The organism is Kocuria aegyptia (genome assembly GCF_039530085.1).
GTDB lineage: Bacteria > Actinomycetota > Actinomycetes > Actinomycetales > Micrococcaceae > Kocuria > Kocuria aegyptia.
In genome coordinates, this window is sequence record NZ_BAAAOA010000018.1 from 23,197 (window position 1) to 41,266 (window position 18,070).

Annotated in this window: 15 protein-coding genes; 10 read left to right on the forward strand and 5 right to left on the reverse strand. The window is 71.4% G+C overall.

Going from position 1 to position 18,070, the window contains the following annotated elements:
• The first annotated feature begins 17 nt into the window (after nucleotides 1-17).
• The 3 genes from ABD220_RS08775 (at nucleotide 18) to ABD220_RS08785 (ending at nucleotide 5,546) form a co-directional block, all read left to right on the forward strand.
• Complete coding sequence (locus tag ABD220_RS08775; RefSeq protein ID WP_344121708.1) at nucleotides 18-2,855, forward strand: DEAD/DEAH box helicase; 2,838 nt, start codon at nucleotides 18-20, stop codon at nucleotides 2,853-2,855.
• Between the two features lie 65 nt (nucleotides 2,856-2,920).
• Nucleotides 2,921-4,609 (forward strand): amidohydrolase, encoded by a 1,689-nt coding sequence (locus tag ABD220_RS08780; protein ID WP_344121710.1) that lies wholly within the window; start codon nucleotides 2,921-2,923, stop codon nucleotides 4,607-4,609.
• Between the two features lie 199 nt (nucleotides 4,610-4,808).
• Nucleotides 4,809-5,546, forward strand: coding sequence for a polyprenol monophosphomannose synthase (locus ABD220_RS08785; protein WP_344121712.1), 738 nt, complete (start codon nucleotides 4,809-4,811; stop codon nucleotides 5,544-5,546).
• A gap of 84 nt (nucleotides 5,547-5,630) precedes the next feature.
• Here ABD220_RS08785 and ABD220_RS08790 read toward each other — a convergent pair whose 3' ends face one another.
• From ABD220_RS08790 to ABD220_RS08800, 3 genes are all read right to left on the reverse strand, one after another.
• Nucleotides 5,631-5,966 (reverse strand): RNA polymerase-binding protein RbpA, encoded by a 336-nt coding sequence (locus ABD220_RS08790; protein ID WP_344121714.1) that lies wholly within the window; start codon nucleotides 5,964-5,966, stop codon nucleotides 5,631-5,633.
• 133 nt (nucleotides 5,967-6,099) lie between these two features.
• Nucleotides 6,100-7,215, reverse strand: coding sequence for an SPFH domain-containing protein (locus ABD220_RS08795; protein ID WP_344121716.1), 1,116 nt, complete (start codon nucleotides 7,213-7,215; stop codon nucleotides 6,100-6,102).
• 65 nt (nucleotides 7,216-7,280) lie between these two features.
• Nucleotides 7,281-7,772 (reverse strand): NfeD family protein, encoded by a 492-nt coding sequence (locus ABD220_RS08800; protein ID WP_344121718.1) that lies wholly within the window; start codon nucleotides 7,770-7,772, stop codon nucleotides 7,281-7,283.
• A 286-nt stretch (nucleotides 7,773-8,058) separates the two neighbouring features.
• On the opposite strand from ABD220_RS08800, the gene ABD220_RS08805 reads away from it, so the two are divergent.
• Nucleotides 8,059-8,433, forward strand: coding sequence for a hypothetical protein (locus ABD220_RS08805; protein WP_344121720.1), 375 nt, complete (start codon nucleotides 8,059-8,061; stop codon nucleotides 8,431-8,433).
• 10 nt (nucleotides 8,434-8,443) lie between these two features.
• On the opposite strand, the gene ABD220_RS08810 is transcribed toward ABD220_RS08805, so the two are convergent.
• Complete coding sequence (locus ABD220_RS08810) at nucleotides 8,444-9,889, reverse strand: alanine racemase (RefSeq protein WP_344121723.1); 1,446 nt, start codon at nucleotides 9,887-9,889, stop codon at nucleotides 8,444-8,446.
• Between the two features lie 797 nt (nucleotides 9,890-10,686).
• Here ABD220_RS08810 and ABD220_RS08815 point away from each other — a divergent pair.
• Together ABD220_RS08815 and ABD220_RS08820 are read left to right on the forward strand one after the other, a co-directional pair.
• Nucleotides 10,687-11,103 (forward strand): DUF3054 domain-containing protein, encoded by a 417-nt coding sequence (locus ABD220_RS08815; protein WP_344121725.1) that lies wholly within the window; start codon nucleotides 10,687-10,689, stop codon nucleotides 11,101-11,103.
• Nucleotides 11,104-11,153: 50 nt separating this feature from the next.
• Complete coding sequence (locus ABD220_RS08820) at nucleotides 11,154-11,432, forward strand: Lrp/AsnC family transcriptional regulator (protein WP_344121728.1); 279 nt, start codon at nucleotides 11,154-11,156, stop codon at nucleotides 11,430-11,432.
• A 121-nt stretch (nucleotides 11,433-11,553) separates the two neighbouring features.
• Here ABD220_RS08820 and trpD read toward each other — a convergent pair whose 3' ends face one another.
• Nucleotides 11,554-12,612 carry an anthranilate phosphoribosyltransferase gene (trpD, locus tag ABD220_RS08825; protein WP_344121731.1) on the reverse strand — a complete coding sequence of 353 codons (1,059 nt, stop codon included), beginning with the start codon at nucleotides 12,610-12,612 and terminating at the stop codon, nucleotides 11,554-11,556.
• Between the two features lie 250 nt (nucleotides 12,613-12,862).
• On the opposite strand from trpD, the gene ctaE reads away from it, so the two are divergent.
• The 4 genes from ctaE (at nucleotide 12,863) to qcrB (ending at nucleotide 17,181) form a co-directional block, all read left to right on the forward strand.
• A complete protein-coding gene (gene ctaE / locus ABD220_RS08830; protein WP_344121732.1) occupies nucleotides 12,863-13,501 on the forward strand; it encodes an aa3-type cytochrome oxidase subunit III in 639 nt (212 codons plus the stop codon).
• Nucleotides 13,502-13,560: 59 nt separating this feature from the next.
• Complete coding sequence (gene qcrC, locus ABD220_RS08835; RefSeq protein WP_344121734.1) at nucleotides 13,561-14,352, forward strand: cytochrome bc1 complex diheme cytochrome c subunit; 792 nt, start codon at nucleotides 13,561-13,563, stop codon at nucleotides 14,350-14,352.
• 73 nt (nucleotides 14,353-14,425) lie between these two features.
• Nucleotides 14,426-15,520 (forward strand): cytochrome bc1 complex Rieske iron-sulfur subunit, encoded by a 1,095-nt coding sequence (qcrA, locus tag ABD220_RS08840; RefSeq protein WP_344121735.1) that lies wholly within the window; start codon nucleotides 14,426-14,428, stop codon nucleotides 15,518-15,520.
• The gene (gene qcrB / locus ABD220_RS08845) at nucleotides 15,520-17,181 is read left to right on the forward strand and encodes a cytochrome bc1 complex cytochrome b subunit (RefSeq protein WP_344121737.1); all 1,662 of its coding nucleotides are present in this window, start codon (nucleotides 15,520-15,522) and stop codon (nucleotides 17,179-17,181) included. The genes qcrA and qcrB overlap by 1 nt, the downstream gene beginning before the upstream one ends.
• The last annotated feature ends 889 nt before the right edge of the window (nucleotides 17,182-18,070 follow it).

Below are 18,070 nucleotides of genomic sequence, written 5' to 3' on the forward strand. Positions count from 1 at the left end.
GGCAGTAGGGTGGACGCATGTCCTCCTACGCCGACCGATACCTGGCCGCCAAGCAGCGGGCCGCCCACGCGAGGACCGAGCTGGCGGTGTTCCAGCGCCGGCTGGAGTTCGAGATGGACGACTTCCAGACGACCGCCTGCGGGGCCCTGGAGGAGGGCCGGGGGGTGCTCGTCGCCGCGCCGACCGGCGCCGGCAAGACGGTGGTGGGCGAGTTCGCCGTGCACCTGGCCCTGGCCCGCGGGCAGAAGGCCTTCTACACGACGCCCATCAAGGCGCTCAGCAACCAGAAGTTCCACGAGTTCTCCCGGGCCTTCGGCGCCGAACGGGTCGGTCTGCTGACCGGAGACACCTCCGTGAACTCCGAGGCCGACGTCGTGGTGATGACCACCGAGGTCCTGCGGAACATGCTGTACGCGGACTCGCCGACCCTGCTGAACCTGGGCTTCGTGATCATGGACGAGGTGCACTACCTCGCGGACCGCTTCCGGGGCGCCGTGTGGGAGGAGGTCATCATCCACCTGCCGGACAGCGTCCAGCTGGTCTCCCTGTCCGCGACCGTCTCCAACGCCGAGGAGTTCGGGGCCTGGCTGGACACGGTGCGCGGCGACACGGACGTGGTGGTCTCCGAGCACCGTCCCGTCCCGCTGTGGCAGCACGTCCAGGTGGGCGGTCGGCTGCTCGACCTGTTCCTGGACGACACCACGGTCGAGGAGGCCGCCGAGCGGCTCCAGGGCCCCGGCAGCGACGAGCCGGAGGTCAACCCGGAGCTGCTCCAGCTGGCCCGCGCCGAGCAGCCGCGCGGGGGCCGCAGGGGCGGCCGCGGCCCCGGGGGGCGGTCCCGTGACCGGTTCTCCCGCCGCAACGGCGGCGAGGGGTTCCGGCCGAGCCCCGAGACGCGGCGGGTGTCCCGCCCGCAGCTGATCCGCCGCCTCGACGCCGAGGGCCTGCTGCCCGTCATCACGTTCATCTTCTCCCGCGCCGGGTGCGACGCCGCCGTGCAGCAGTGCGTCACCGCGGACATCCGCCTGACCAGCGAGAAGGAGCAGCAGACCATCCGCGCCCGGGTGGGCGAGACCGCCGCCTCGCTCGAGGCCGCGGACCTCAACGTCCTCGGCTTCTACGAGTGGCGCGACGGCCTGCTGCGCGGCGTGGCCGCCCACCACGCGGGCATGCTGCCCGCGTTCAAGGAGCTCGTGGAGCAGCTGTTCGCCGACGGGCTCGTCAAGGCCGTCTTCGCCACGGAGACCCTGGCGCTGGGCATCAACATGCCCGCCCGCTCCGTGGTGCTCGAGAAGCTCGACAAGTTCAACGGCGAGTCCCGGGTGGACATCACGCCGGGGGAGTACACACAGCTCACCGGGCGCGCCGGGCGCCGGGGGATCGACGTCGAGGGCCACGCCGTGGTGCTGTGGCAGCCCGGGATCGACCCGCGCGCCGTCGCCGGCCTCGCCTCGAAGCGCACCTACCCGCTGAACTCGAGCTTCCGGCCCACCTACAACATGTCCGTGAACCTGGTCGCCCAGTTCGGTGCCCAGCGCTCCCGCAAGATCCTCGAGTCCTCCTTCGCCCAATTCCAGGCCGACCGCTCCGTGGTCGGCCTGGCCCGCCGGGTCCGGTCCCAGGAGGAGTCCCTCAAGGGCTACGAGGAGGCCATGACCTGCCACCTCGGGGACTTCTCCGAGTACGCCGCCCTGCGCCGGGAGCTCAAGGACCTCGAGCGCGCCGAGGAGAAGGCCGGGTCCCGGCGGCGCCGTTCGGACGCCGTCGCGTCCCTGCACGACCTGCTGCCCGGGGACGTCGTGGAGATCCCGCGGGGCCGCAACGCCGGCTACGCCGTGGTCCTGTCCACCGACCCCAACCGGGACGACCCACGCCCCTCGATCCTCACCCTGGACCACCAGCTGCGCCGGGTGGGCGCCCAGGACCTGGACGGGCCCCTCGAGCCGGTCTCCCGGATCCGGATCCCCAAGCACTTCACGGGCCGGACGCCCAAGGAGCGGCGCGACCTCGCCTCCTCCGTGCGCAACGCCCTGCACGAGCACCGGCCCCCGCGCGGCGGCGGCCGCGGGCACACCATCCAGTTCGACCGCGGCACCAGCGCGGCGGAACGGCGGATCACCGAGGTCCGCAAGGCCCTGCGCGGGCATCCCTGCCACGGCTGCTCGGACCGTGAGAGCCACGCCCGCTGGGCGGAGCGCTGGTGGTCGCTGCGCCGGGACACCGACGGCCTGCTGCGCCAGATCGAGAGCCGCACCAACACGATCGCCAAGACCTTCGATCGCGTCTCCGAGGTGCTGGGCTCCTTCGGCTACCTCGAGACCCTCCCGGACGGGGAGGTCCGGCCGACCCGCGCCGGCGAGCAGCTGCGGCGGATCTACGGGGACCGGGACCTGCTCCTCGCGCTCAGCCTGCGGGACGGCTTCCTCGACGACCTCGACCCCGCCGCCACCGCGGGGCTCGTGACCCTGCTCGTCTACCAGGCCAAGCGCGAGGAGCAGGGCATCCAGCCCGTCCTGCCGTCCGCCGCCATGGACCGTGCCGCCCAGATCGTGGTGCGCAACTGGTCCCTGCTCACCGACCGCGAGCAGGAGCACCACCTCCCGGCCACCGCGGAGCCGGAGTTCGGGCTCGTGGAGGCGATGTACCTCTGGGCGCGCGGCGCCACCCTGAGCACGGCCCTGACCGGCACGGAGCTCGCCGCCGGCGACTTCGTGCGCTGGGCGAAGCAGGTGATCGACATGCTCGACCAGCTCGCCAAGATCGACCTCCTCGACGCCGGCACGCGAGCCCAGTGCCAGCGCGCGATCGCGCTGGTGCGCCGCGGCGTCGTGGCCCACTCCGCGTTCGAGGACTGAGCGGCGCGCTGCCGCGCGCCCCGCGCCACCCCGTCCGCCTGCACGCCCGCCCGAACAGGAGACCTGTGAGCACCACCGTCCCCGGCCGTCCCGTCCTCTACCGCAACGGCTCCGTCTACAGCCCCGCCGACCCGTTCGCCACCGCCGTGCTGGTCGACGGCGCCCGCGTGGCCTGGGTCGGCTCCGAGGAGGCCGCGCAGTCCCTGCAGGACTCCTCCATGGACGTGGTCGACCTCGACGGGCGGCTGCTGGCCCCGGGCTTCGTGGACTCCCACGTGCACCTGACGGAGACCGCGCTGGCACTGTCCACCCTCGACCTCGCGGCGGCCGCGTCCCTGCACGAGGTGCTCGAGGCCGTGGCCCGTGCCGCGCGCACGGCCACGGGCCCGGTCCTGGGCTCGGGCTGGGACGAGTCCGTGTGGCCGGAGCGCCGGGCGCCGACGGCGGAGGAGCTCGACCGGGCCGCCGGCGGGCGCGAGGTGTACCTGACGCGGATCGACGTGCACTCCGGAGTCGTGTCCTCGTCCCTGGCACGGCGGCTGGACCTCGCCGGCCTCGAGGGGTGGCTCGGCGACGGCCGCGTGGAGAACCTCGCCCACGACCTCGTACGTGCCGCGGCCCTCGACTTCGGCCCCGGGCGCCGCGCCGAGCTGCACCGGCTCGCTCTGCGGCATGCGGCATCGCAGGGATACGTGGCCCTGGCCGAGGCCAACGCCGAGCAGGTCGCCCCCTTCGACGACCTCGTCCGGCTCACGGCCCTCGCCAACCACGGGGTCGGTGCCGAGGGCCCGTCGCCCCGCGTGCTGCCCTACCGGGGCGAGCTCGCGGCCACGGCCGGGCAGGCGCGGGCCGTGGCCGAGCGCTTCGACACCGCCCTGGCGGACCTGCTCGGGCGCGCCGTGGACCGCCGGGAGTCCCTCGTGGGCCTCGCCGGTGACCTGTGCGTCGACGGCGCCCTGGGCTCCCGCACCGCGGCCCTGCGCGCGCCCTACGCCGACGCCCCGGGCGATCGGGGGGACCGCTACCTCGACGCCGCGGCCGTGGCCGCCCACCTGGCCGCGACCACGGAGGCCGGCCTGCAGGGCGGGTTCCACGTCATCGGGGACGCCGGGATGGACATCGTCCTCGAGGGATTCGACCGCGCCGAGCAGCTCGTGGGGGAGCGGGCGCTGCACAGCGCCGGGCACCGCCTGGAGCACGCCGAGATGATCGACCCCGAGGGCATCGAGCGGCTCGCCCACCACGCCGTGACCGTGTCCGTGCAGCCGGGCTTCGACGCCGCCTGGGGCGGACCGGGCGGGCTCTACGAGCAGCGGCTCGGCGCCGACCGGGCGGCCGCGATGAACCCGCTGGCCTCCTTCTACCGCGCCGGGGTGCCCGTGGCGCTGGGCAGCGACGCCCCCGTGGTGCCGCTGTCCCCGTGGGAGACCGTCCGGGCCTGCCTCCACCACCACGACCCCGACCAGCGGATCTCCGCGCGTGCCGCGTTCCTCGCGTCCACCCGGGGCGCGTGGCGGGCCGCCCGGCACCCGGACCCCATGCAGGGCCAGCTCGCGCCGGGCACCCCGGCCACCTTCGCCGTCTGGGACGTCGAGGCGCTCATGGTGCAGCAGGCCGAGGGGACCGGGTCCGCCTGGAGCACGGACCCGCGCGCCCGCACCCCCCTGCTGCCCGCGCTCGACGGCGCGTCCCTGCCCGTGTGCCGGCAGACCGTGCTCGACGGCGTGGAGCTGTACCGCTCGGCCGGGTTCTGAGCCGCCGGGTGCCGCGCCGGTCCGTGCCGCCGCCGGATCTTGGTCGCAGGCACGGCGCAGGATAGGCTGGGCAACTGCTGCTGGGTGGGCTCACTCGTCCTTAGAAAACAGGTCGGCATCCCCTCAGGGCCGGCCTGGTCCGAAGGCGAGGGAGCCTGCCCTGTGGTTTAACAGGTGAGACCTCGAAAGGACCGACCCGGTGCGCGTACTGACCGTCATCCCCACCTACAACGAGCGCGAGTCGCTGCCCACCGTCATGGACCGGCTGCGCCAGGCGGTCCCGGACGGGGACGTGCTGGTGGTGGACGACAACAGCCCGGACGGGACCGGTCGTCTCGCCGACGAGATGGCGGCCGCGGACGGGAACATCCACGTGCTGCACCGCACCAGCAAGGAGGGCCTCGGCGCCGCGTACATCGCCGGTTTCCGGTGGGGCCTGGCCCGGGACTACGACGTCCTGGTCGAGATGGACGCCGACTGCTCCCACCAGCCCGAGCAGCTCCCGCTGCTGCTGGATGCCGTGGAGCGCGGCGCCGACCTCGCCATCGGCTCCCGCTACGTCCCCGGCGGGCGCACCGTCAACTGGCCCCTGCAGCGCCAGCTGCTGTCCCGCGGCGGCAACTTCTACGCCCGGACGCTGCTGGGCTCCCGGATCCACGACATCACCGCCGGCTACCGCGCCTTCCGCCGCGAGACCCTCGAGCGGATCGGGCTGGAGACCGTCGACTCCAAGGGCTACTGCTTCCAGATCGATCTCGGCTGGCGCACGGAGCGGGCCGGCCTGAGCGTCGTCGAGGTGCCCATCACCTTCGTGGAGCGCGCCGAGGGTGAGTCCAAGATGAGCCCTGACGTGACCCGGGAGGCCGTCGTGCGCGTCGCGCAGTGGGGCCTCACCGCCCGGGCGAAGACCCTGGCGGGCAAGCTCGCCCGGCGCTGATCCCGCGTTCCGGCGCGCCGCCCGGTACGTGCGGAGGGCCCCACCCGATTCGGGTGGGGCCCTCCGCACGTACCGGGCAACGACTCAGATCGCGTGCTTCTCCCGGTAGAACTCGACGCGCTGGGCGAGGATCTCCTCCAGCTCCTCCGTGCTGCGCCGCTCCAGGAGCATATCCCAGTGCGTGCGCTGGTGCTTCTCGTTGGGATTCACCGGCTTCTCGCCGTTGACGATGATCGCTTCCTTGCCGGTCTTCGACACCCACACCGGCGGGATCTCCGCCTCCGCCGCGAAGGTGACCGTGACCTTCTCGCCGTCCGCGGTGCGGTACTCGACGCGCTGGCGCGGAGCCGGCTCGACACCGGCCTCCGTCTCCATGGACTGGGAGCCCAGACGCATTCCCCTGAGGCTGCGGTCGCTCATTGTGGTGGTTCCTCCATAACTGACGGTGGCCACGGCAGTGGCGCACGCTCGGGCTGTCGGCGGGTCATGGACCCGGGATCCGTTGGGTGCAACGCGTGGGCCCCCGGGGTTGTTCCCCGGGCGGGCCGCCGCGTCAGCGGGCGGCCGGACCGTCCTGCGGGGGCATCGGGTCGTCGAGGCGCACGGGAGCGTCCGGGTCGATGGTCGAGGGCCGGGGGATGGTGAACTCGTCCGGGTCGACCGTGGTGCGCTCCAGGTTGGGCTGGAGATCCTCCTCCGTCACCCGGACGGCGTCGGGCGTCACGAGGGGCTCGTCCGCGGGCTCCTGTCCGTCCTCGGCGTCCGACCAGGTCCGCTCGGGTTCCTGGCCGTCCTCGTCCGGGCGGGAGAGGAAGTCGCCGACGCCGCGCAGGGCGTCGCCGAGCTCGGCGGGGATCATCCACACCTTGTTGGCGCTGCCCTCGGCGACCTTGGGCAGGGTCTGGATGTACTGGTAGGCCAGCAGCTTCTGGGTGGGCCGGGCCCGGTGGATCGAGTCGAAGACCTTCCGGATGGCCTGGGCCTCGCCGTCCGCGCGCAGGATCGCGGCCTTCGCCTCGCCCTCCGCGGAGAGGATGGCCGCCTGCCGCTGGCCCTCGGCCATGAGGATCCGGGACTGCTTGTCGCCCTCGGCCGTGAGGATCACCGCTCGGCGCTCCCGCTCGGCGCGCATCTGCTTCTCCATCGAGTCCTGGATGGACGGCGGGGGAGTGATCTCCTTGATGTCGACCCGCGACACCCGGATGCCCCAGCGTCCTGTGGTGGAGTCCAGGACGCCGCGCAGCTCGGCGTTGATCTTGTCGCGGGAGGTCAGTGCCTCCTCGAGGTTCAGCCCGCCCACGACATTGCGCAGGGTCGCCGACGTCAGCTGGTCGGCGGCCTGGATGTAGTCGACAATCTCGTAGGTCGCGGCCCGCGGGTCCATCACCTGGAAGTAGACGACGGTGTCGATGCCGACCACGAGGTTGTCCTCGGTGATCACGGACTGCGCCGGGAAGGACTGGACCTGCTCGCGCAGGTCGATCAGCGGCAGGAGCCGGTCCACGAACGGGATGAGGAAGTGCAGACCCGGGGTGAGGGTGCTCTGGTACTTGCCGAGGCGTTCGACGATGCCCGCACGCGCCTGCGGGATGATCCGCACCGACCGCAGCAGGATGATGAAGACCAGGACGACCAGGATGGCGAGCAGGACGATGACGGCTAGGTCCACGGGTGCCTCTCTCTATGGGGCCCCTCCGGCCCGGCGTCGACGCCGGGCCGGAGCGGTCGGTGGGGTCAGAAGGACGGGCGCGGTGCCGGCCCGCCGCCGGCGGCCGGGGCGGGATAGGGGGCCACGAGGACGGTGGCGCCCTCGATCTCGTGGACGAAGACGTCGGTGCCGGGAGGCAGCTGCTCGCCGGTGACGGAGCGGGCGCTCCAGGTGTCACCCTCCAGCCGCACCAGCCCGCTGCGGCCGGTCACCGGGTCCAGGACCTGGCAGGGCAGTCCGATGAGACGGGCGGCGTTGGACGTGGTCTCCGGCGTGGAGCGGTTGATGCGCCGCAGGGCAACCGGTCGCACCGCGAAGATGAGCAGCACGGAGGCGAGGGCGAACGTCACCACCTGGAGCACGAAGCTGTCCGTCACCCAGCTCACCGCGAACGCCAGCAGCGCGGCGGCGGACATCATCAGGAAGAGGAAGTCCAGCGTGAGCATCTCGATGGCGGCCAGCCCGATCACCACGATCAGCCACATGACCCACGAGTTCTCGACCAGCCACTCCCACATGTTCGTCCCCGGCCTCTCGATCCGCCTCCGCGAGGGCATCCTCGCCTTGAACTCATTGTGCCCCACGGCCCTGACAGGACGCTGGACCGGCGTGGCGGCACAGCTGCCGGCGGTCGTCCCCGGAATAGGCGCTGTCCCGGGGACGTTGGGATCTCTACGGTGGTGCCACCGGACCCCTCGGGGGCCGCGCGGCACCACTGCTCGTCGAGCGTCCTCGTCGATCCGTCCCCGGTGCGCCGCGCCGGGCCGAGCCCACCGACCCCCGGCCTGCGGGAGGAGGAGATCCATGAAACTCATCACCTCGGTGGCGGTCTCCGCCGCCGGTGCCTGGTTCGCGGGAACGGCGACCGCTGTGGTCGGCCTCACCGCGCTGCAGTCCCGGCTGCCCGCCATGATCGCGCGGAGCCACCCCGCCGAGCTCGACCTCGAGCGTGCGTTCGTCCTGCTCGGCACCGGTCGCCGCGCGCCCGACGACGACCGGGCGGAGGTGCTGCGGGACCGCCTCGAGGCGTCGTGCGGCCGGCCCGTCGTCTACGTGGACCTCACCGTGCGGCCGGGCGCCTCCGCGCGACAGGCCTCCCGGACCCGGGAACTGGCGCGGAGCTTCCACGCCGACCTCGTGCTGGACCACGAGGCCCAGGACCCGGCCGGCCGCTCCTGACCGGTGCCGGTCATCCGCCGGTGGTCGTCACCGGCAGCGGCGCCGTCGCGTCGAGCATGTGGAAGGCCTCCGCGCTGAAGTCGATCACGACCTCGTCCCCGGCGGCCGCCTCCGGGACCCCCGAGAGGTCCAGGGTCAGGACGGTGCCGTGGTCCAGCAGCACCGGGACCTGCCGGCCGCCGACCGTGTACGTCAGGTCGTTCTCCCGGGACGGGATGTGGTTGACCAGGCCGACCTTCTTCGGCTCCGTGATGGGGTCGGTGCACCCGTAGTCGATGCACCATCCCGCCGGGAGCGTCTTGACCTGGCTCAACTCTGTCGTCCAGGAGTAGACACGATCATCCGGCGCGGCGCTGCCGAAGAACATCCCCCCGATCCGCAGGAGGTCGTAGTACAGCGGCTCGATCTCCTGGTCGAGCACGTCGCTGGCGCCCGCGTGGATCAGGGCGTCCTTCCCCAGACCGGCGTCCCGGATCGCGGTCACCGCGTCGTCGAAGCGGTTCTTCTGGGCGACCGTGGTGTTGGCGGTGTCGTTGCGCTCGATGGCGTCGTTGTCCTCCTGCGTGATGGTGGAGAAGTGGGTGGCGATGCCCGCGAGGTCCAGGTGCGGGGCGTCCTCGATGGCTCGCGCGAGGGGGAGTGCCTCCTCGGGGACCACGCCCTCGCGACCCATGCCCGAGTCGACCCACAGGTGGACCTTCAGCGTCCCGCCCGTGGTCGCCAGCACCTGCTCGGCCGCCTCGACCCAGGCGGGGTCCGTGGCGGCGACCTCGACGTCGTAGTGCATGAGCAGGGGGATGTCCTCGACCTGGGCGACGTAGAGCACGGCGATCTTCGCCTCGACGCCGGCCTGGCGCAGGGCGACGGCGTCGTCGAGCTTCGGCACGAAGATGTAGTCGACCTTGGCGGCGTCCTCGATGACCTTGCCGAACACGTCCACGGGCTCGCCGTTCTTGAGCACCGCGCCCAGTTGGACGTTCGACGGGAAATCGGCCCGGATCTCCTCGGCGTTGCGCCGCACGGTCTCCGTGTTCACCGTCAGGTGGGGCACGTCCTGCGTGCCCTGCGTCGTATAGGTGTAGGCGGTCTTCTCCCCGACGTCGCTCCCGCCGGAGGCGAAGGAGACCTCGACCGTGCCCGGGGTCCCGCGGGCCGGAGCCACACAGGCGTGGCGGGCGGAGCGGTCGTCGAACTCGCACTCGACCTCATCCTCGCCGAAGCGGACGGTGACCGGGCCGTCGGTGTCCCCACCGGTGTCGGCCAGGACCAGGTTCCCGCCCTGCAGGCCGCCGTGCGAGGGGGAGAGGGACACCGATCCGGAGGCGACGGCGGGCGGCGCGTCCGAACCCTTGTCCTGTCCGCAGCCGGCCAGGGCCAGCAGGGACAGAGCCAGCACGGACGTCACCAGTCGGCGCCCCCGGCCGTCGGCCACGATCACACAATTCCGTCGTCCCACGATTTTCCTCCCCATGAACCCTGAATTTGCCCTTGCTAATCTCTGCCGGCCACGGCGAGCGTATCGGCGCCCGGACGCCGGAGCACGGCCGACCGGGGTATCTCCCCACAAGTGGCCACAGGACGAGGGCGAGGCGGCGCAACATTCGGAGATCCACGTCTGGCCCGTGTCCGGTCGACGAAGGCAGGATCGAGTATTGCCGCGCACCGGTGCGGCGCTCGGGCCGTCCACCGGTGGGCATCGTCACGGCAGCACCGGACGCCGCGCCGCAGCGAACCGGCCGGCCGATGAACGCCACGGTCGACGACGACGGCCGCCACCGGGCGCGGAACACACGCGACCCGGGAACGAGGCGTGCTCAGGAGACCAAGGCCCGGCGCACCCCGGCGGGGTGCCATGACGCGTTCCGACGCCCGGCGGGCACCCCTCTCCGTAACGCCGATAATCAACATTATGTAAAGTCGAGGCGAGCGGGGCTCCCCCCGATGCCGTTCCCCTCCGATGCACCCCCCGGTGCGATGACCCTCAGGCACACGGCCGACGGACGCCGGGACGAGACAGCCCGCCCAGGACGACGTGGAGCACGCGTCTCGCCGGCAAGGCCGCCTACACCGCGGCGGACCGGCTCCGCGATCCACCAGCCGGTACCTCCGGCGCCCGGGGCCTGCCCGGCCCGCACCATCGACTCCTGGTGGAAGGTTGAGAGTTTGCCGCCCTGACTCCTTCAACCCTCAAGCTACACCTGAAGCTTCGACGGGCCGGGCCGTGGCCCGTCGACGCCGCACTAGACTGCGAGCATGCACACGTCGGCCCCCAGCACCACCCTCCCCGAGGACCGCACCGCGGGCTCCGGGCCCTGGGCCGCGGCGCTGGCCGTGGACGTCCTGCTCGTCCTGCTGTTCGCCGGGCTCGGACGCCGCACCCATGCCCTGGACGCCGCCGGTCTCCTGGTCACGGCGGGGCCGTTCCTGGCCGGGCTCGCGCTGGGCTGGCTCGTGTGGCGGGTGAGGCGCGCCCCGTTCGCCGTCCGGCCCCACGGCATCGCGCTGTGGGTGACGACCGTGGCGGTGGGCCTGGGCCTGCGCCTGGCCGTCGGCGAGGGCACGGCACCGAGCTTCGTCCTCGTCACGTTCGCCGTGCTCGGCGCCTTCCTGCTGGGTCCGCGGGTCCTGGTCGCGGCACTGCGCGCGATCCGGTCCCGCCGTCCGGGCTGATCGTCCCGTCCCGCCGGCCCGGCCGGCCCCGTCCTCCAGAAAGGTGCTCCATGCTCACCGCCATCGTCCTCATCAAGACCTCCGCCGACCGGATCCCCGAGGTCGCCGAGCAGATCTCCGACATCCCCGGCATCAGCGAGGTGTACTCCGTCACCGGTGACTGGGACCTCATCGCGATGGTGCGCGTGCACCGGCACGAGGACCTTGCGGACGTCATCGCCGACCGGCTCTCCAAGGTCGAGGGGGTCGTGGGCACGAACACCAACATTGCCTTCCGGACCTACAGCAAGCACGATCTCGACGCGGCCTTCTCGCTCGGCATCGAGTGACCGGCACGACCGGCCCGGCACCTCCGACCCGGAACGGCTGACCGGTCCGGCGCGGCGCACGGGCAGCCGGAGGCCGGTGGGCGAGCTCCCCACCGGCCTCCGGCGTCGCCGTCGGGGTGCCTCAGCGCGCGGTGTGGGCGATCCAGCGGTCCAGGACGGCGCGGGCCGCGCCGCTGTCCACCGACTCCGCGGCCCGGCGCACCGCAGCGGCCATCCGGTCCTGGAACGGCTCCTCCGCGGTGGGGTCGAAGGCGACGAGCCCGGCGGCGGAGTTGAGCAGCACGGCGTTGCGCACGTGTCCCTGCTCCCCCGCCAGGACCTGTTCGACGACGCCCGCGTTGTACCGGGCGTCCTGGCCCCGGAGGTCCTCGATGGTGGCCCGGGGCATGCCGAGGTCGAGCGGCTCGAGGTCGTGGTGGTCGATCCGCCCGTCGCGGACCTCCCACACCTCCGACGGCGCCGTCACGGTGAGCTCGTCGAGGCCGTCACCGCCCCGGAAGACGAGGGCGCGGTCGCCGCGGGCCGCGAAGACGCCGGCGATCAGCGGTGCCAGCGCGCGGTCGGCCACGCCGATCGCCGAGGCCTCGACCCGCGCCGGGTTCGTGATGGGCCCCAGGAAGTTGAAGGCGGTGGCCACGCGCAGCTGCGCCCGCGCCGCCGCGGCGAAGCGCATGGACGGGTGGAAGGTCTGGGCGAAGAGGAACGTGATGCCCACGTGCCGTGCCGCGGACTCGACCATCTCGACCGGCAGGTCCAGCCGCACTCCGAGCGCCTCGAGCACGTCGGCGGAGCCGGACTTGGAGGACGACGCCCGGTTCCCGTGCTTGACGACCTTCGCGCCGGCGCCCGCGCACACGAGGGCGGACATGGTCGAGATGTTCACGCTGGAGAGCCGGTCCCCACCGGTTCCGACGATGTCCAGGGCCGGTCCGGGGATGTCGACCGGCCGCGCGTTGCCCACCATGGCGTCGGCCAGCCCGGTCAGCTCCTCGACCGTCTCCCCCTTCGCCCGCAGGGCCACGAGGAAACCGGCGATGACGACGTCGGACACCTCGCCCGACATGATCGTGTCCATGGCCCAGTAGGCCTGGTCGCGGGTCAGGTCGGTGCCGGAGACCAGCGCGGTGATCAGGTCCGGCCACTCGAAGTGCGGTGCGGTCGTCGGTGTCGTCGTGTTCACGCTCCTGATCGTATCGCCCGCCGCCGGACCGGCCGGAACGGGCTCCGGGACAGCACGACCCGCTTCGCCGGCGGGCCGTGTCAGGGATCACATCCGGTCTCCGGGCGCGGGCACATCCGCGTCCTCCCGCGCCCGGGGGCACGAGGAGACGGCGCGCCTGGTCGGAGTCGGCCCCGGGCATCCGGAGGCGCGAACCGCCCGGCCTCGCTCCTGGTTGGTCCACCGGGAGTTTTGGCGACATAATGTCTCTGTGACGACTGCAACCCATACCCCAGCCAAGCCGGTAGGCGGGTCGATCAACCGACCCAACCTCACCTCAGTGGGCACCATCGTGTGGCTCGCTTCCGAGCTGATGTTCTTCGCCGGCCTCTTTGCCATGTACTTCACCCTGCGCTCCGTCGCCCCGGAGCTCTGGGCCGAGGAGTCCGCCAAGCTCAACATCCCGCTGGCCCTCGCCAACACCATCGTGCTGGTGCTGAGCTCGGTGACCTGCCAGTTCGGCGTGTTCGCGGCCGAGCGCCTCCAGCCCCGCCGGACCGGCGGCGTGTTCGACGTCAAGCGGTGGGGAATGATCGAGTGGTTCGCCCTCACCTTCATCATGGGCGCGATCTTTGTGGCGGTGCAGTCCTTCGAGTACGCCGAGCTGGTCGCCCACGGCATCAGCATCCCGGCCAACTCCTACGGCTCCGCGTTCTACATCACCACGGGCTTCCACGCGCTGCACGTGACCGGCGGGCTCATCGCGTTCCTGTTCATCATGGGCCGCGCCTTCGTCGCCAAGCGCTTCGGCCACTTCGAGGCCACCTCGGCGATCGTCGTGTCCTACTACTGGCACTTCGTGGACGTCGTCTGGATCGTGCTGTTCCTCGTGGTCTACTTCCTCCGGTAGGCCGCGCCGTCCTGCGGACGCACCAAGCAACCCAACACCGAGTTAAAGGAACGTTTGACGTGAAGGCACTTTCGCAGCAGCGGCGCCACCCTCTGGCCGTCCTGGTACTGATGGTCCTGGCCCTGCTCCTCAGCGGTGGACTCTACGCAGTCGCCACCACCACCAACGAGGCCAAGGCCCAGACCGAGTCCTACACCGCGCAGGACATCGAGGAGGGCGAGAAGCTGTTCGTCGCGAACTGCTCCACCTGCCACGGCCTCGACGGGGCCGGGACCCCTTCCGGCCCGTCGCTCGTCGGCGTGGGTGCCGCCGCCGTCGACTTCCAGGTCGGCACGGGACGCATGCCCATGCAGGCCAACGGACCCCAGGCACCGAAGAAGGCGGTCCAGTTCAACGACGAGCAGGTCCGCCAGTTCGCCGCCTACGTGGCGACGTTCGGCGCCGGCCCGGGCATCCCCGACGAGGAGTACCTGGACGTCACCCAGGGCAACGCCGCCAACGGAGCCAAGGTCTTCCTCGCGAACTGTGCCATGTGCCACAACGCCGCCGGTGCCGGCGGCGCGCTGACCCGCGGCAAGTTCGCCCCCTCGGTGATGGACGTCGAGGAGAAGCACATCTACGAGGCCATGCAGACCGGCCCGCAGAACATGCCGGTGTTCAACGACGCGAACATCACCCCCGAGGAGAAGCGGGACGTCATCACCTACCTGAAGACCCTCGAGGAGTCCCCCAACCCCGGCGGGTTCGGGCTCGGCGCCCTCGGTCCGGTGTCGGAGGGACTGCTCGTCTGGACCCTCGGCCTCGCCGTCATCATCGGGTTCACCGTCTGGCTCACCTCGCGTTCCGCCTGACGCTCCGCGCCGGCAGCAGATGTCGGACCCCGAAGCTACGATCAACTGCACCAAGAGAAGAATGAGGGACCACATGGGAAGCCACAGTGACGGCACTCCCCACCAGTCGGGAACCGTTGCCACCACGGGCACCACGGCGATGGAGCGTTTCCCCGACCCCGGACTGCCCCCGCACCGCCCGCGCCTGACGGACGTCGACTCCACGTCCGCCAAGCGCGCCGAACGGCAGGTCGTCCTGCTGTTCCTGATTTCGATCGTCGGATCGATCCTGTTCTTCGTCGGATACTTCGGCATCCGCGTGGACGGTCCCATCTACGACGTCACGAACACCGACCCCACGCGCGCCCTGCAGCTGCAGAACCTCCTGCTCGGCCTCGGCATCGCCCTGGGCATGTTCGGCATCGGGCTCGGCGTCGTCCACTGGGCCCGCACCCTCATGCCGGACCACGAGCTGGTCGAGGAGCGGCACGCGGTGCGCACGGAGGAGCAGCGCGCCGAGGCGCAGAGCATCCTCACCACGATCTACGACGAGTCCGGGATCAAGCGCCGGCCCCTGCTGCGCAACACCCTCATCGGTGCGGCCGTGCTCGCTCCCCTGCCGTTCGTCGGCCTCCTGCGGGACCTCGGCCCGACCGACCTGGACGTCCTCAAGGAGACCCTGTGGGATGAGGGGATCCGCCTGGTGCGCGATCCCTCCGGCACGCCCATCAAAGCCTCGGACGTCACGCTCGGCTCCACGTTCCACGTGGTCCCCGAGAACCTGAGCAGCATCGGGCACAACGAGGGCTACCTCGACGAGAAGGCCAAGGCCGTCGTCCTGCTCATGCGCCTCGATCCGGAGACCGTCAACGTCTCCCCGGAGAAGGCCGACTGGAACGTCGACGGCATCTTCGCCTACTCGAAGGTGTGCACCCACGTCGGCTGCCCGGTCGCGCTCTACGAGCAGCAGACCCACCACCTGCTGTGCCCGTGCCACCAGTCCACGTTCGACCTCACCAACGAGTGCGAGGTCGTCTTCGGGCCGGCTGCCCGGCCCCTTCCCCAGCTGCCCATCACTGTGGACGACGAGGGCTACCTCGTGGCCCGCAGCGATTTCCACGAGCCGGTCGGTCCGACCTACTCGCAGCGCGGTACCCATGTCGAGGAGATGCAGGGTGAGGCGAACTGATGTCCACGTCCACTGATTACGAGTACAAGCCCCAGACGGGCACCGGTCGGATCGCCAACTTCGTCGACACCCGTGTCGGCGTGTCGCCGATCGTCAAGGAGTTCGGCCGGAAAATCTTCCCCGACCACTGGTCGTTCATGTTCGGCGAGGTGGCCCTGTACACCTTCGTCATCCTGCTGCTCTCCGGCACGTTCCTGGCCCTGTGGTTCGAGCCGTCGATGGCGGCCCTGGAGTACGAGGGCTCCTACGTCCCGATGCAGGGCGTCGAGATGTCCGCGGCCTATGCGTCCTCCCTCGACATCTCGTTCGACATCCGCGGCGGCCTGTTCCTGCGCCAGATCCACCACTGGTCGGCACTGGTCTTCGCGGCCGCCGTGTCCGTGCACATGCTCCGCGTGTTCTTCACCGGCGCCTTCCGGCGGCCGCGCGAGCTGAACTGGCTCGTCGGCGTCGCGCTCTTCCTGCTCGCGATCGTCGCCGGCTTCACCGGCTACTCCCTCCCCGACGACGTGCTCTCCGGCAACGGCCTGCGCATCGCCGACGCGATCCTGAAGGCGCTGCCGATCGTCGGCGCCTACCTGTCCATGTTCCTGTTCGGCGGCGAGTTCCCCGGGCACGACATCATCGCGCGCCTGTACATCCTGCACGTGCTCGTCATCCCCGCCGTCATCCTGCTGCTGATCGTGGTGCACCTGTTCATGGTCGTGGTGCACAAGCACACCCAGTTCCCCGGCCCGGGTCGCACCGAGAACAACGTCGTCGGCTTCCCCGTGGGACCGATCTACGCGGCCAAGGCCGGCGGGTTCTTCTTCATCGTGTTCGGCATCATGGCCCTGATGGCGGCCACCACCACCATCAACGCGATCTGGAACTACGGGCCGTACGACCCCTCCCCGGTCCAGGCCGGCTCCCAGCCCGACTGGTACATGGGCTTCACCGACGGTGCCGTCCGTCTGATGCCCGGCACCTGGCCGTTCAACTGGGAGTGGACCTTCTGGGGCATGTCGATCCCGATGAACGTCCTGCTGCCGATGGCGCCGCTCGGACTGCTGTTCGCCCTCATGGCGGCCTGGCCGTGGATCGAACGGTGGGTGACGAAGGACGACCGTGAGCACCACCTCCTCGACCGCCCCCGGAACGCGCCCTTCCGCACGGCCATGGGTGCCGCCGGCGTGACCTTCTACGCGGTCCAGCTCATCACGGGCAGTGGTGACCTCATCGCCACGCACTTCCAGGTGGCGGTCAACGACGTCCTGTACTGGCTGCGGGCCCTGTATTTCATCGGCCCGATCCTGGCGTTCATCGTCACCCGCCGGGTCTGTCTGGCGCTGCAGCGCAAGGACCGCGAGATCGTCCTGCACGGCCGTGAGACCGGGCGGGTGCAGCAGCTCCCCCACGGGGAGTTCATCGAGGTGCACGAGCCGCTCGACGAGTACAAGCGCTACCGACTCGTCGACATGCCGAACTACGAGGTTCTGCCGGCGCAGCCCAACGCCAAGGGCAAGGTCACGCGCAGCGAGAAGGCGCGCGAGCGGGTCAGCCGGTTCTTCTTCGAGGACCGTGTCGCACCGGTGACTCCGGCCGAGCTCGAGGCGGCACACCATCACCACGAGGCCGCCGCCGTCACCGGCGGATCTCAGGACCGGGAACTCGTGCGCTGAGCGGCGAGCACGTCCGACGGGGCCCCGAGAGAGAAATCCTCTCGGGGCCCCGTCGCATTCCCCGGACCCGTCGTCGCCCTCCGCACGCCCGCGCGGATTTCCGGCGCCCTCCGGTGGCGCCCAGCGCCGTTCCGGCGAGGCAGTCGTCGCCGACTGCGCGACATGATGGGGTCTGCCCCAGGACGGACCGCCGGAGGGCCCTTCAGGGGCTCCGGGCACGCACCTGCGATGATCGAGCACGCAGCTCCGCTCCAGCGCCGATCCGACCGGAGAGGACTTCGCCGATCACCGGCGGGGGTCCGTGCTCGCGCCGGCCCGCCCTTTCGCGCGCGCCGTCTCAACGGGTCGTCGGGACCTGCCCGTGAGCCGCCAGGTGATCCCCCCTCGAGGACCTGGTGACAGCCTCGCCTGCGTGCACCGGGGACGTGTGTCGCTTCCCGTGCTGTGCGGGCCGGGGGTGTGTCCGCACGGCGGGGGCCCCTCCCCGACCTTCCGACGGGCGGAAGTGCCGTGGCGGCACCGCCGGCGACTCACCGTCCGGGGGGCAGCGCCCGAACCGCTTCACCATCGATCACTGCCTGCAGGTTTTTGAGCCCGCAAACTTCCCCAACCGGAGCGATGCGGGCGGCACCGGCCGGTCCTGGGCGGTGCCGACGACCCGCCCGTGCGGGACGGTGTCGTCCCGCAGCCCCGGCGATGGGTCTGTCATGGACGCCGGCACCGCACCGAGTGCCGGTCCCGACCGGACAACGGCGCGCCGGGGAGCCGATCGTCGGCGGGCCGGTGGGCCGATGCCGTCTGAGTACTGCCCCTCGGGCGCCGGGCGTGTCGGTGCTCCTTGAAAAGTAGGCCAGTTCCGCTCCTCGAAAAGTAGGCCACCCGGCCCCAG